Source organism: Zunongwangia sp. HRR-M8 (assembly GCF_027594405.1).
Taxonomy (GTDB): domain Bacteria; phylum Bacteroidota; class Bacteroidia; order Flavobacteriales; family Flavobacteriaceae; genus Zunongwangia.
Genome location: NZ_CP115161.1, coordinates 3,781,535 through 3,795,619, shown reverse-complemented (window position 1 = coordinate 3,795,619; position 14,085 = coordinate 3,781,535). Strand labels below are relative to the sequence as shown.

At 34.3% G+C, this 14,085-nt stretch carries 11 protein-coding genes; 6 read left to right on the top strand and 5 right to left on the bottom strand.

Features of this window, described 5'->3' with window-relative positions:
* Nucleotides 1–176: 176 nt before the first annotated feature.
* Together PBT89_RS16530 and PBT89_RS16525 are read right to left on the bottom strand one after the other, a co-directional pair.
* The gene (locus tag PBT89_RS16530) at nucleotides 177–893 is read right to left on the bottom strand and encodes a LytR/AlgR family response regulator transcription factor (protein ID WP_270062799.1); all 717 of its coding nucleotides are present in this window, start codon (nucleotides 891–893) and stop codon (nucleotides 177–179) included.
* Nucleotides 890–1,957 carry a sensor histidine kinase gene (locus PBT89_RS16525; protein WP_270062798.1) on the bottom strand — a complete coding sequence of 356 codons (1,068 nt, stop codon included), beginning with the start codon at nucleotides 1,955–1,957 and terminating at the stop codon, nucleotides 890–892. The genes PBT89_RS16530 and PBT89_RS16525 overlap by 4 nt, the downstream gene beginning before the upstream one ends.
* Before the next feature lie 232 nt (nucleotides 1,958–2,189).
* On the opposite strand from PBT89_RS16525, the gene PBT89_RS16520 reads away from it, so the two are divergent.
* Nucleotides 2,190–3,257, top strand: a complete 1,068-nt coding sequence (locus PBT89_RS16520) for a serine hydrolase domain-containing protein (protein ID WP_270062797.1) — start codon at nucleotides 2,190–2,192, stop codon at nucleotides 3,255–3,257.
* A gap of 113 nt (nucleotides 3,258–3,370) precedes the next feature.
* On the opposite strand, the gene PBT89_RS16515 is transcribed toward PBT89_RS16520, so the two are convergent.
* Together PBT89_RS16515 and PBT89_RS16510 are read right to left on the bottom strand one after the other, a co-directional pair.
* Nucleotides 3,371–4,576: a site-specific integrase gene (locus PBT89_RS16515; protein ID WP_270062796.1), complete on the bottom strand. Its 1,206-nt coding sequence runs from the start codon at nucleotides 4,574–4,576 to the stop codon at nucleotides 3,371–3,373.
* Between the two features lie 606 nt (nucleotides 4,577–5,182).
* Nucleotides 5,183–5,611 (bottom strand): lipocalin family protein, encoded by a 429-nt coding sequence (locus PBT89_RS16510; RefSeq protein ID WP_270062795.1) that lies wholly within the window; start codon nucleotides 5,609–5,611, stop codon nucleotides 5,183–5,185.
* Between the two features lie 440 nt (nucleotides 5,612–6,051).
* On the opposite strand from PBT89_RS16510, the gene PBT89_RS16505 reads away from it, so the two are divergent.
* From PBT89_RS16505 to PBT89_RS16490, 4 genes are all read left to right on the top strand, one after another.
* Nucleotides 6,052–6,273: a hypothetical protein gene (locus PBT89_RS16505; RefSeq protein ID WP_270062794.1), complete on the top strand. Its 222-nt coding sequence runs from the start codon at nucleotides 6,052–6,054 to the stop codon at nucleotides 6,271–6,273.
* A gap of 7 nt (nucleotides 6,274–6,280) precedes the next feature.
* The gene (locus tag PBT89_RS16500; RefSeq protein WP_270062793.1) at nucleotides 6,281–6,718 is read left to right on the top strand and encodes a RagB/SusD family nutrient uptake outer membrane protein; all 438 of its coding nucleotides are present in this window, start codon (nucleotides 6,281–6,283) and stop codon (nucleotides 6,716–6,718) included.
* Nucleotides 6,719–7,474: 756 nt separating this feature from the next.
* A complete protein-coding gene (locus PBT89_RS16495; protein WP_270062792.1) occupies nucleotides 7,475–9,418 on the top strand; it encodes a glycoside hydrolase family 97 protein in 1,944 nt (647 codons plus the stop codon).
* Between the two features lie 178 nt (nucleotides 9,419–9,596).
* On the top strand, nucleotides 9,597–12,038 hold the full coding sequence (locus tag PBT89_RS16490) for a glycoside hydrolase family 2 TIM barrel-domain containing protein (RefSeq protein ID WP_270062791.1): 2,442 nt from the start codon (nucleotides 9,597–9,599) through the stop codon (nucleotides 12,036–12,038).
* A 125-nt stretch (nucleotides 12,039–12,163) separates the two neighbouring features.
* On the opposite strand, the gene PBT89_RS16485 is transcribed toward PBT89_RS16490, so the two are convergent.
* Nucleotides 12,164–12,676: a GNAT family N-acetyltransferase gene (locus PBT89_RS16485; RefSeq protein WP_270062790.1), complete on the bottom strand. Its 513-nt coding sequence runs from the start codon at nucleotides 12,674–12,676 to the stop codon at nucleotides 12,164–12,166.
* A 238-nt stretch (nucleotides 12,677–12,914) separates the two neighbouring features.
* Between PBT89_RS16485 and PBT89_RS16480 the strand changes: the two genes are divergently transcribed.
* A complete protein-coding gene (locus tag PBT89_RS16480) occupies nucleotides 12,915–13,943 on the top strand; it encodes a glycoside hydrolase family 43 protein (protein ID WP_270062789.1) in 1,029 nt (342 codons plus the stop codon).
* Nucleotides 13,944–14,085 lie beyond the last annotated feature (142 nt).

Here is a 14,085-nt window from a genome sequence, read left to right as displayed (position 1 = left end):
GAAGATTTATAGCTCCTGCTTATGGGAATAGCCTTCGTTAACTTCTAAGCACTCGTTGGTATAAGAATCTAATGCCACCAACGACACGATAAAGGAATTAATTTTGTGAAAAGGTACCTCTCTGGGAGGGTTCCGGGGTTTTTTGGATTTAAAAAGCTTGACCGTTTTCTATTATTTTATTTACTTCTTCTTTTAAGGTTATCTAAAAGTTTAACTACTTCACTTTTATAACTTACACCAACAGGTATTTCATAGTCCTCAATCACCAGGTTTTTTTTATTGAAAGATATGATGTGTTCTTTATTAATTATGAACGATTTGTGTATCCTGGAAAAAGAACCATTCTTGAGTCTTTTTTCGAATGCCCCAATTTGATATTTAACAGTGTACCTTGTTTTATGTGTTTGAATATTTATATAGTCTTTAAAGCTTTCAACGAATAAAATATCCTTGAGAAAGATTCTACTATTATGACTTCCTGATTTTACAATAATGTATTCCTCATCCAAGGGTTTCCTTTCCAAATCAGTTTGGTTTAAAGGTATACTGGAGAAACGATCTATTGCTTTAATAAATCTTTCGAAGGTAATAGGCTTTAGGAGATAGTCTAATACATCTAGTTCAAAGCTTTCAACCGCATACTCTCTATAGGCCGTCGTTAATATAATTTTTGGAGGATCTTTCAGGCTTCGTATAAAATCCAGTCCGTTTAATTCTGGTAAATTTATATCGAGAAACATCAGATCAATTGTTTCGTTTCTCAAATATTCAAACGCTTCCATACCTGTTCTGCAGGTTCCTTTAATTTTGAACGAATTGAATTTAGACAAATGGTTCTCTATAAGCTTTATTGCCAGAGGTTCATCATCTACAATTAAGCAATTAGTATTCATAAGATGGTATCTATAGTTAGTTTAACGCAATATCGGTCAGTCTTATCTTCAAATTTTATTTCGTGCCTTGACGGGTAACTTAGACCTAGTTGCTTTATCAAATTTCTGTTACCTAATTTTCCCGCGGATTCTTGAATGTCCCTCCCCTTTGAATTTGATATGGTGAAAAATAATTTCTTATCATCGGTTTTAAGCGCAATTTTTATAAAAGTGTTTTTGTTTCCGGTGGTACCGGAATGTTTAAAAGCATTTTCTACTAGGGAAAGTAAAAGTAACGGAGCGATTTGTAAATTATCTGCAATACTCTTTCTGAAATCCAAATCTATATATGGATGCCTTAATCGCTCTAGTTCTATATAGTTTTCAATTAAAGTAACCTCTTTTACCAGTGGGATTCGTTTTTTTTGGCCTTCATAAATAACATAGTCCAGCATTTTAGATAATCTTTCTATGGCATGGGGAGTCTGGTCGGATTTAAGCAATGCTAATGAATAAATGTTATTTAATGTATTGAACAGGAAATGAGGATTAAGTTGCATTTTAAGCATCTTAAGTTCACTTTCTATTTTGGCTTTCTCCATTAATAAAATCTTTTCTTTCTGATTTTTAAAATCCATAAAAAATTTAATAAGCAAGAAAGCAACTACCACCTGATAAATCCTGGATGTGTATTTGAATATTAAATGAGGCAAATCAGTAATTATCTCCATTACCGGTTCCTTGTTTAAAGGAGGAATTCTAACAATGGGTTCGACAAGGTGAACCATTGTAATTCTTAAAAGCACAGACAACGTATATGCACTCCATAAAATTAGAAGTATTCCCCAAACGAATTTTCTTTTTAGAATATATTTTGGGACCACAAAATATGCAATAAAGTATGCAGCTATCATTTGGAATGGAAGAAAAGTAAATGCGTATATTAGAAATCCCCAAAATTTATTCATTAAAAATTCATTTTCCGAGGGTATTTCTATCATAGGAATTAACCCGCTAAGAACCGTGCTGGAAAGAACGCATACCCAAAAAATGAAGTGTCTTTGAAATTGGGATATTTCTGTCAATAGCTGAATTATTTAGTTTAGCTCTAAAGTAAATATTTACCAAACAAAATCGGAGGTCTACGATGAATTCGTAATTATTACCTATGAATTATAGCAAGGGAACGACGAATGCTTTTGGGACCAAAAATTAAATTGTATAGGTTTTAGCAACCACTATTGAAAGGACTAAATAAATTTCATCAATTGTTTTGTGCATTTTTGCTAGGAAATAATTATAAAAACAACAGGAATAATGATACAAAGCCGATCCCGTCCTTGTTATTTAATACTTATACTAAGTATCTGTCTTAGTTTAAATTATCAAGGTTACGCACAAAGTGCAAAACTTACCACTGCCTTAGATTCTTTACTTACCAAGGAACATAAACAAGGTGACTTAAATGGTAGTGTTTTGGTAATTAAGGACGGAGCAACTTTTTTTGAAAAATCTTATGGTTACACTGATGGTACCAAAAATCGAGAATTGTCCGCTAACTATAGGTTTAATCTGGGGTCTATTTTTAAAGAATTTCCGGGAGTAGCCATAATGCAACTGCAGGAAAAAGGGAACCTTAAATTAAATGACCCAGTTTCCAAGTACCTAAAAAATTTACCAGAGTGGGCTAAGGAGGTCACTATTAAAAATTTACTTCAATATACCAGTGGGCTCCCGAATGCCCCGTGGGGAGAACTATTTAAAAATAACTCCCCGGTTGAGGAAAGTCATCTTCTTAAAGAGCTTAATTCAATAGAGAATCTGGAATTTGAACCGGGCACGAATTATCTCTATTCTACTTATAACCCTATCCTTCTTATAAAAATAGTGGAAGCAATTTCAGGGAAAAAGTTTTCGGAGTATGCTCAGAAGCATCTATTCTCACCGGCAACTATGATGCACACTGTTTTCAAACCTGAGTATCCATATAAAGATAGAACAGATATAGCTATTCCTTTTGATTCAGAGTTTCAGGAGGATCAATACCATATAGCCATTAACTTCGTCTTGCTTGTTAGTACACCACGGGATGTTTACAATTGGTTTAACAGCTTGGAAAATTACAAACTCATTAGTAAAAAATCTCTGAAGGTTCTTTCCGAGGAATATCCTGATCTTCCTAAAATAAATACACAATCCCCTCTTGGACATTTGAACTGGAATAGTGGGAATATAGCGGCTCATATTCACCACGGCAATACAAATAATTATGAATGTGTAGTTAAAAGTTTTCCAGAGCAAAAGCTTACGGTTGTGATTCTTACTAATCGAGAAGCAGGCGATATAGATGAGTTAGCTGAAAAAATCTTGAAAAAGATCTTATGAGAATATTGCTAAAAAAGAAAATGCATTTATCAATAAAACTATTTTAAATGAAAAAGAACCACTAAATAGCTTATGGAGGACCTTGTAATTTTATGGCCACTGATTTTTCTTTTTTACTGAAGCAATAATTCACTGGCTTCATCCAGTATGGCAGTATCGAGCTCTTTAAGATAAGCTTTGGTGGTTTTTACATCCTGGTGACCTAGGGATTCACTTATAATATCAGTGCCCGCACCCTTTTGTTTTAAGCAATTGGCGAAGCTATGTCTGGCAACATAACTCGTAAGGGGTTTATCAATACCGGCAAGACTTGCTAATTCCTTTAAATCCTTATTAAACTTACTTAGGGTTTTTCTTTTTCTGTCATTTAATTGAGTGGGGGTGAGGTTCTCTCTTAGGAGTATTGGAAAAACATAGGGTCTTCTTTCTCTGCGGTAATAGTCGAGTATTTCTTTTACCGGTGGCATAATCTTTATAATGAAATTTCCCTTGGTTTTTGCCCTTGTATAATGAATTCTGTCGCCGGAAACATTTTCCCACTTAAGTCTCATCATATCGGCGAAATTCATTCCCCGGGTATAAAAGCTAAAAATAAAATAATTTCTACTGTTGATTAAATAAGGCTTATCGCTCAAATCTAAATTTTGTAGGTTATGAACTTCTTCAATGTTAAGGGCTTTTTTAATTGCTTTACCTTTTAGTTTGGATATTTTATAGTGTTTGAAAGGATAAAGTTTTTGGTCTATGATGCCTCTCTTTATTGCCACGTTGAAAATAGCTCGTATAGCTCTCATTTTAACCCCAATACCTCCTCCGGTTCCGCCTTTATTGCGAAGGTGTACTTCATATTTATCTAAAAAGGTAGGGGTCACTTCGTAAAAATGTAAAGACTTTTGTTTCACGAACCTTTGTACCGAATTTTTAGTGTGGTGATAAATGGCTGCATTGCTCATTCTCCCTGCTTCTTTAAATTCATCAATTTGCTCTTGCCAAAATTGGAATATATTTGAAGCTTCAGGATTTGATTGTATCCTAAACTTTCTTTCAAAATCATTTAGGGTATAGAAATCCTGGTTCATTTCCAATTCACTTATGACTTCTAAAGCACGATCTTCAAATTTTCCTATTAATCGATTTGACTTAAGTTGCTGAGTAAATTTTTTATTAAACCTTCCTAACTTAGAATCCCATTCATTTAAATTAGCTTCGAATGGAGTTCCGAAAAATTTAGATTTACGATCTTTGGTTACCCTTAATAGAACTGGGTATTTTCCGTTTCTTAGTGAAGTTTTGCGGAGGATGGTTTTAATTGAAGCCATAGCTTTATCTTTTAAATTTCCATCGATTTTATGTACAACATATGTACAACAAATTGACAAATAAAGGTAATTTAAAGAAACCAAAATAAAAATTAATTTTCATAAAATATTGATAATCAGTTAAATGAAATCAAATGAAAATTACGAGTAAGCTATTTTCGACTTCTCATAATCAAGGGGTCCCTGGTTCGAGCCCAGGTGGGACCACCAGTAAAATAAAGCCTTACAGAGATGTAAGGCTTTTTTGTTTCTAGTTTTAAGCAACTTTTGGTCTAGTTGGTATAATGAATAAAAATTATACAATAGATTATATAATTAATGCTAAAAAATAATTATGAACATACTTAGGAGCTATAGGATTATAATGTCTTGATTTTTTAGGACCGAGTGGAAAGATGTTTGACCTGCGGTCAGTTTCAGAATCAAAAATATTTTAAGAATACATAAGTAGAATTAAGAATTCTTATGAGTAAGATTTATTTTATAGCTGAGATACTTAGGAATATTGGCAATTTTATGATAGCCTCATGAGCGCTTTCTAGAAATTTTAATCCAGTTTTGATAATATTCATGCTGATAATTCTAAAGCTATATTCGAATATTTAATTAGTTTATAGGTTTAAATTTTAACCTACATCCTTGATCGCAGTCGGAATAAGCAGGAGTGAAAATAATATTAACATCTTCGTAATCCAATTCTTCAACAATAGTAGATGAGGTGCTTGCTATTCCTACCATTCTGTTTGTAGTGCAATCAAAGCCTAAGTATATCTCATCATCTTGAATCGAATAACTTCCTATAGTGCACTGAGGAAACCGTGTAGAAATGAAAGTCCCATCTTCATTAAAAGTATAGCTATAGGTGTTCTCAGCAGGGGTCCATTGGTTATTATCGTTATAAATTTCCACTAACTTCCAAGATCCTACGATTCTATCTACTTCATACATTCCATAATCTTGCGTATCACAGCTTATCGAAGTGAATAAAGAGCAAGCCAGAAAAAACAATACAAGATTTAATTTAATTCTATTCATCGATTATACAAATTAGGTTACAATAAAAAATTATAATAGCATAAAATCCAAGTGAAACTATAGCTCAGCCTGTTATTTGCTGGAAATTTGAGTAGGAAGAATATAAAGCCTAAAATAAAATTTTATGATTTATATAACATAATTCGGGTATTGCAAATACAATTAAACATCTAAATTATAGATAGTTATATTTTTTTATTTTTGAAGATTTAACATTTAAAAGAGTTAGGTTTGAGATATTAAAAGGCAAATAAGATATATTTAGACCCAGAAATAAAATATTTCGAAAAAACATATATTTTCGGAATAGTCATGATCAAATAAAAAAGTATTCATTCTTTAAGCTATGTATTTTCGCACAAGGATAGATTAAGGATAGTATAATTATTGCGTGGAGATATAGAATTGCGCAGCAAATTGGGGGAGGAAATGATGATAATATGAGTTTTCTTCAATGGTTTACGATGCCTATAGAAATTCAGACTTATGGTGGATATACCGTTCCAACAAAACAGTATTACGACTCTTTTGAAGAAGGTGATAACAGAAGATCGGCAACCTTAATCGGGCCTGGAGATGAACATCCAGATCCAGATATCAATATATCAAATTACCCAAATATTCAGGCAAATTATAACGGATTGAACACTTGCGAACTGTAGAAAATCCATGGACTCAAGAAGGAGAAGTGGTTATTATGAAGTGAAGTACTGGAGAAATCCACTTATTTATTCTTTCCAAGGAAATATTTTTAGCGATCAAAATCTAATTTTGCTTCGCTACGGCCAGGTTTTGCTTAGTCTTGCTGAAGCTCATCATCGTGTAGGAAATATAGGTACGGCAGAAGATTACGTCGCACAAGTAAGAGAACGAGCAGGTTTAACGACATTGCCAGATGGTGATATGTTAGATGTCATATTAGAAGAATATAGACACGAATTAGGAGGAGAATTTTCTTTATGGTGGGTGCTAAGAAGATCTGGTGAGCATTTAAATTATATTTCCTATCATTTCGGAATTACAATTCCTTCAGGAAAAGATATTTTACCAATTCCTCAGGAGCAAATGGATGCTAACCCCAATTTAGTACAAAATCCTGACTACTAATTTTAGCTGGTTTTTAACTTTCATGAGTCTCTCCAATCGAGAGACTTTTTTGGTTTTAATTGCGAAAAAAGCTTTTCATTTTCAAGTTTAATCTGGTAAGCGGAAAAAATTATCACTATCCTTCAAATTTTCAGATAATTATATTCAAACAGGTCGTTATTCAAAGGAATTATAAATCCAAATAAAATTTAAATTTTTCGATGAAATCGAAAAAAATATAGACGAAATGACGTGTATAAGATTTTAATTATTTAAATTAGTACCACCAACTAAAACCTTTTAATGACCAATGCTATCTTTTTTACATAAAAATCGTTTTTTCATTATTCTTGTTTTAAGCACAACAGCGGTGTGGTTCACTCTCGATATGATTTATTACAATAATTTACCTTAACGCTATAATTTTTAGATTTTAGCTTAGTTTATTTTTATTCCTAAAATAGCTAATGATTCTTGGCTATTATTACAATGTAATTATCCTATTGTTTTGAGTGGTAGGACCGTTATCTAGCGTCAATTGATCCTCGTCTTCATTCAGAAAATGCCTTATATTTTAAGTAGTATTTTTCTTCTTCACAGTTCTCGAATTATAATTTTTAGGTGCACGTACTATTAAACATTCAGAATAATAGTATTTTTAAAATTCAGTTATTCGTTAAGGTTTTCGCTTTTAAACAAATTGCAATAGGAGCGAATAAAAAACAAATTTTAAATCAACATAAGCTTAAACGTTAGTTATAATCCGAAATTTAAAAAATGAAATTACTAAGAATTCAACCATTTCTTGCCTTACTATTTTTAGGTCATCTAGTTACCGCACAAATTGGTGAAATCAAAAGTCCAGATGGGCAAATCAGTTTAAAATTAAATGAAAACAACGGAAAAATATCTTATGATGTTCGTTACGCAAACGCTCCGTTTTTAGAAGATTCGCCCTTAGGTTTAAAAACATCATTGGGTGATTTTTCTTCCGATCTTAAATATATTTCTTCTGAAATTAATAGCATCGAAGATTCATACGAGCTAAAGAAGGCCAAAGTGAGCCATGTAGATTATAAGGCTAATGAACTAGTGGCAAAATTTGTAAATGAAAACGAGGATAGCCTTTTTGTATATTTTCGAGTTTCTAATCGTGATGTGGCATATTCGTATCAACTAAAATCAAAAGCGGGAAGAAGTAATGTCAAGATTCTTGAAGAAGCCTCTGGTTTTAATTTGCCAGATTATGCAACTAGCTATATTACGCCACAAGCCTTACCAATGACGGGGTGGAGTGAAACTAAACCTTCTTATGAAGAAGAATATACGCTAAGCGAGAAATTAGGTGAGCCATCAAAGTATGGTGTTGGTTATACCTTTCCTGCATTATTCAAATTAGGTGAAAAAGGCTGGATTTTAATTTCTGAAACCGGTGTAGACAGTAGTTATCCCGGTAGTCGATTAAGTGAATCTACAGATGACGGTTTATTCAGTATCAAATTTCCGCAGGAAGGAGAAAATAATAGCATTGGCGATACTTTTGCGGCTATGGCAATGCCCGCTAAAACCCCTTGGAGAACAATCACGCTTGGGAAAACGTTAAAACCAATAGTTGAATCTACGGTAGCTTTCGATTTAGTAAAACAAAAATACGAACCTAGTATCGATTACAAAATGGGGCGTGCTACCTGGAGTTGGATCGTTTGGCAGGATAACAGTATTAATTACGAAGACCAGATTAAATATATCGATCTCGCCGCATCTTTAAATTTTGAATATGTACTGATCGATAACTGGTGGGATAATAATATTGGTTACGAACGAATGGAAGAGCTGGTGAAATATGCACAATCTAAAAATGTAGATGTTTTGCTTTGGTATAATTCTAACGGATATTGGAACGAAGCGCCACAAACTCCACAGGATAAAATGAATACTAGCGCTGCCAGAAAAAAAGAAATGGAGTGGTTACAAAAAATTGGTGTTAAAGGTTTAAAAGTCGATTTCTTTGGCGGGGATAAACAAACCACCATGAAGTTGTACGAAGATATTTTAGCCGAAGCTAACGATTATGGTCTGGGAATTACATTTCATGGATGTACTATCCCAAGAGGATGGGAAAAAATGTATCCAAATTATGTAACTTCAGAGGCAGTTTTAGCTTCAGAGAATTTAATATTTGGTCAGGAAGCTTTAGATAAACATGCCTTAAACTCTACAATCTTACCCTTTACAAGGAATGCTATAGGTGCGATGGACTTTGCTCCGGTATTTCTAAATCAAAGAATGTCCAGAGATCAGGAAAGTGGTACAATAAGAAGTACAACTGATGCTTTCGAATTAGCAACTTCTATATTATACTTTTCACCAATTCAACATTTTGGATTAACACCTAATAATTTAGAGGAGCAGCCCGATTATGTTTTAGATTTTATAAAAGAAGTACCAACAGTTTGGGATGAGACGATTTATATTGGAGGAGAACCAGAAGATTATACTGCTTTAGCTCGTAGAAAAGGTGATCGATGGTATGTTGCGGTAACAAACGCTAAAAAGGAAAATCGAAAAATAGAGCTCAATCTACCAATGTTAGCAGGAAAAGAGATGAAACATCTTTATGATAACAAAGATAAAACAGCAGCTTATAAAGCTTCAAAAGTAAAGAAAAATGGAACTCTAAAAATAGAATTGCAGCCAGAAGGTGGCGCTGTTTTATATTAAAGACAGATTGAAATTATATAAAAAAGCTTCTCGTCTCGAGAAGCTTTTTTTTTGAATAATTTTCAGAAATCATGCTAATACGATTTTGTAAGTTTTTGATGATAAGAAAAGTAGAAGCATTGAAAGATAACTGTAAAATTTACATTAAATTAGAAAACCGTAACTAAAGTTATCATCAATGAAATTGAAAATCGTTAATTTATTAATCTTAGTTTTATTTTTTCAGGCTTCAGCTTATGCGCAGCAACGCCACACAGAAATTCTTCAAAATGACTGGAAATTTATAAAAGGAAATCCTTCTGAAGCCAAAGAAGTGGCAACAAATACTTCAGATTGGAAAACAATAAGCATTCCGCATGATTGGGCGGTTGAAGAAGATTTTATTGAAGATGGTGATGGCAATACCGGGAAACTTCCGTGGAAAGGAGAAGCTTGGTATCGCAGCAGTTTAGATCTTTCAGCAATAAAAAAGGATGATAAAGTTTTCCTGATTTTTGATGGTGTGATGGCCTTCCCGAAAGTGTATGTTAATGGCAAGCTTGCCGGGCAATGGGATTATGGATATAATTCATTTTATATAGATATTTCAGCGTATTTAGATTTTTCAGAAAATGCTAAAAATGTGTTGGCCGTTCATGTAGATACGCGTCAGCATGATAGCAGATGGTATCCCGGGGCGGGAATTTATCGAAAAGTCAGTTTGGTTGCTATGGAACCCATTCATACAAAAATCTGGGGAACGCAGGTTACCACACCAATTATAAAACCAAATTATGCCGATGTTCGAATTTCGAGCCTGGTAAAAAATGAAACTTCCGAAGCAAAAAAAGTTAGCGTTACGCAACGAATTTTAAATCCTGATGGGAATGAGGTCGCTAAAAAAACGGTATCGCATCAGTTAAAAGCCGGCGAAGAAAATTATTTTGAAGTAAATCCGCGTTTAATTGATCCTATGCGATGGGATATCAAACATCCTCATCTTTACAAAACCATTACTGAAGTTAGCATAGATGAAAAAATTATCGATATTTCTGAAACCACTTTTGGGATACGTACCATCAAATTTACAGCAGATGATGGATTTCATTTAAACGGAAGAAGAGTGCAGCTTAAAGGCGTGAATTTACATCACGGTCATGGGCCGCTTGGTGCTGCCTTTTATCCCAGAGCCATGGAACGTCAATTAGAAATTATGAAATCGATGGGTGTAAATGCAATTAGAAGCAGCCATAATACCGCTGCTCCTGAAGTTTTAGAATTGTGCGATAAAATGGGCATTTTGATGTTTAACGAGGTTTTTGATAAATACGATCGAAAAGCCGACATCGTTGATACCACTAATTTTGAAAATTTTGCGGAACGAAATATTCGCAATTTTGTGATGCGCGATCGTAACCATCCGTCCGTATTTATTTGGAGCGTAGGGAACGAGATGCACGATGTACAGGCCAATGCTAATAATGGTTTTCAGCGATTACATACCATGCTGAATTATGTGCGAAAATACGACTATACTCGCCCGGTAACTATGGTGAATGATGTTCAGGATAATGCAGCTTTACGACATTTTGATTTTTACGATGTGCATAGTTGGAATTACGGCAGGCGTTATCAATTGGCTCGCCAAATGGAACCCAATAAATCGGTGATTATTTCAGAATCGGCTTCCACCGTAAGTACACGCGGATTTTACGAATTTCCATTACCCGAAAAGAAAACAGATTTCACCAAATCACTTCAAGTTAGTTCTTACGATTTTCATGCGCCAAGTTGGGCAGAAATTGGCGACGATGATTTTATGTGGCAGCAAGATGAGCCGTATATCGCAGGCGAATTTGTATGGACCGGTTTCGATTATTTGGGGGAACCAACACCGTACACCAATCGAACCGTAAAAGATATGGGAATGAGCGATAAGGAAGCCGCGCGTAGCTCTTACTTCGGAATTGTAGATATGGTTGGGATACCGAAAGATCGATATTATTTATACAAAAGCTATTGGAAGCCCGATGAGAAAACGATTCATATTTTACCACATTGGAACTGGAAAGGAAAAGAAGGCGAGAATGTTCCAGTTTTTGTGTATACCAATGGCGATTGTGCTGAACTATTTATCAACGGAAAATCGCAAGGAAAACAATGTAAATCGCCGGCATCTCAAAATTCAACCGAGCGTTTTCGTTTGATGTGGAAAGACGTGGTTTACGAACCCGGAGAAGTAAAAGTAGTCGCCTATAAACAAGGTGAAAAATTAGGAGAAAAAATACTGAAAACTACTTCAGAAGCGACCAAAATTAAGCTTTCGGCAGATCGAAAAACGATAAAGGCCAATGGAATGGATCTTTCTTATATTTTGGTGGAAGCTTTTGATAAAGACGGGAATCTAGATCCTTTAGCGAAGGAACGTTTAGAAATTGAAGTGAGCGGCGCGGGAGAATTAGCCGGTGCTGGTAATGGCGATCCACAGTCTTTCGAGCCGCTTCAGGATGATAAGGTTGATTTGTTCTACGGAAAAGCAATGATCATTCTAAAATCTGGAATGGAAGCAGGAGATATTAAGCTGAAAGTAAGCAGCGAAAACTTAAAAGGAGAAACGATAAAAATTAAAACTGAAAAATAAGAGAAGGGCATCGATACTTTTTTTTTAAAAGTTGACGTCACCCTGAACTTGATTCAGGGTCTCATCCAGATTATTAAATCTTAAAATTAAAGTCGAAATTCAATAATTTCGGCTATTATTTTATTTTAAAACTCCTTCGAAAAGACCAATCTGGATCCGCGATCTTTAGTGGGAATTTCTTTTACTTCAGTTAATCCTAATTTTTTAATGGCGTTAATAGAAGCATGATTATCTGGACTGGCAGCAGCCAAGATTCGATCTAATTGCAGTTCATTTTCAGCAAAATCGATCCAAAATTTCCCAATTTCAGTAGCAAAACCTTTTCCCCAATAATCTTGATGTAACACAAAGCCAAATTCAAGATCATCTTCATTCCCAAGAAAGTTACAAGGAATTAATCCTGTAAAACCAATAAAGTTTTCAGTGGTTTTGTCTAAAACGCATACAAAACCGATCTGATCTTCATCATTCAGGATAAAATTATTGCTTAAAACATCTAAAAACTCTTTTTTGCTAAGCATTCTTCCTTTAAAGGCCGATTTCATTACGGTTTCGTTCTCGCAAAAGAGTTGATAAAGCGGCATAAATAATTCGGCTTGAAAACTCACAATTTTGAGTCGGTTAGTTTCTAGTTGCATTTTAGAATGTTTGATTTGAAGGTGAAATGTATGGAAAATATTGAGTTTAGAATATAGATAAAGAGTGAATAACCAAAATCCAGAATCGAGATAAAGTAACTTTGATTGTTCTAAATTGCTTTTAATAAATACGGTTGGGCATTCATGAAAATTGAATTTTCAGAAGATATTATTCTTTGAAACATATTGTGCTTACACTATATTTACATATTTCAAAATAAATAATCTCTTCATATTCATGAAAATCTCAAAATATTCCATTAGAAAACTAGCACTATGTAACGCATTTATAAGTATAGCATTTCTATGTTTACAAAATGTTCAGGCACAAAAGTACGGCGGCAATCCGGTGATTGAAGGAATATTTACCGCAGATCCTTGCCCGCTTGTTTATAATGATACGCTTTACCTTTTTACAGGTCGTGATGAGCAAATTGAAGGCCGAGAAGGATTTCTAATGAATGAATGGCAAGTGTTTTCTACCTCAGATATGTACGACTACACAAGTCATGGTTCTTTATTAAGCATCGAAGATTTTGATTGGGCTGCTGGCAATGCTTTCGCAAGTCATGTGGTGGAGCGCGATGGTAAGTTTTGGTGGTATGTATCTCTTACCCATAAAAATATTCGTGTAAATGAAGGTTTTGCTATAGGCGTAGCCGTTGCAGATCATCCTCTTGGTCCTTATAAAGATGCAAAAGGTTCAGCTATTGTTACTGATAAAACGCCCAATGCTATCCCTCTAAACATTGATCCTGCTGTATTTGTAGATGATGATGGACAGACTTATTTATTTTGGGGTTCCTGGGGTGAGGCGCGTGTGGTAAAATTAAAAGATAATATGATTGAGATGGATGGGAAAGTACAAACTCTGGAACTCAAAAATTTCTTTGAAGCTCCTTTTGTGCATAAAAAAGGAGATACTTATTATATGACCTATGCAGGATCGGGATATCCATCAAAAACAGAATACGCCACAAGCAAAAGTATTACCGGTCCTTGGACGTATCAGGGAGTGGTTAATGAACTGCTTCCTATATCTGCAACTAACCATCAGGGAGTTGTAGAATTTCGTGATAACTGGTATTTCGTATATCATAACGCACAATTACCTACAGGCGGCGTATTTAGAAGATCGGTAAGTATCGACAAGCTTGAATATACTGAAGACGGTCTTATAAAAACTGTTGAAAGAACCAAAACCAGCGTTCCGGCTATAGATAAATCTGGCAAAACGATTCAGACTGAAAACTCAAAAAAAGATTAAACAAATAGCAAAACTATAGTTAAAATACGTCTAAACTTAAAAATTTACTTTGATCTATTTTCCGAAATAAAGCGCTCAAGTTCTTTTTGTTACTCAGGAGATCTAAAAATCCCAATAAATGCTTTGCTTACCGGCAACCTCA

What these genes read in the sequence shown, in the direction of transcription:
- PBT89_RS16510 (WP_270062795.1), bottom strand. Translation starts at nt 5,611, where the DNA reads ATGAATAGAATTAAATTAAATCTTGTATTGTTTTTTCTGGCTTGCTCT.
- PBT89_RS16500 (WP_270062793.1), top strand. Translation starts at nt 6,281, where the DNA reads ATGGACTCAAGAAGGAGAAGTGGTTATTATGAAGTGAAGTACTGGAGA.
- PBT89_RS16485 (WP_270062790.1), bottom strand. Translation starts at nt 12,676, where the DNA reads ATGCAACTAGAAACTAACCGACTCAAAATTGTGAGTTTTCAAGCCGAA.
- PBT89_RS16490 (WP_270062791.1), top strand. Translation starts at nt 9,597, where the DNA reads ATGAAATTGAAAATCGTTAATTTATTAATCTTAGTTTTATTTTTTCAG.
- PBT89_RS16530 (WP_270062799.1), bottom strand. Translation starts at nt 893, where the DNA reads ATGAATACTAATTGCTTAATTGTAGATGATGAACCTCTGGCAATAAAG.
- PBT89_RS16495 (WP_270062792.1), top strand. Translation starts at nt 7,475, where the DNA reads ATGAAATTACTAAGAATTCAACCATTTCTTGCCTTACTATTTTTAGGT.
- PBT89_RS16520 (WP_270062797.1), top strand. Translation starts at nt 2,190, where the DNA reads ATGATACAAAGCCGATCCCGTCCTTGTTATTTAATACTTATACTAAGT.
- PBT89_RS16505 (WP_270062794.1), top strand. Translation starts at nt 6,052, where the DNA reads ATGAGTTTTCTTCAATGGTTTACGATGCCTATAGAAATTCAGACTTAT.
- PBT89_RS16515 (WP_270062796.1), bottom strand. Translation starts at nt 4,576, where the DNA reads ATGGCTTCAATTAAAACCATCCTCCGCAAAACTTCACTAAGAAACGGA.
- PBT89_RS16480 (WP_270062789.1), top strand. Translation starts at nt 12,915, where the DNA reads ATGAAAATCTCAAAATATTCCATTAGAAAACTAGCACTATGTAACGCA.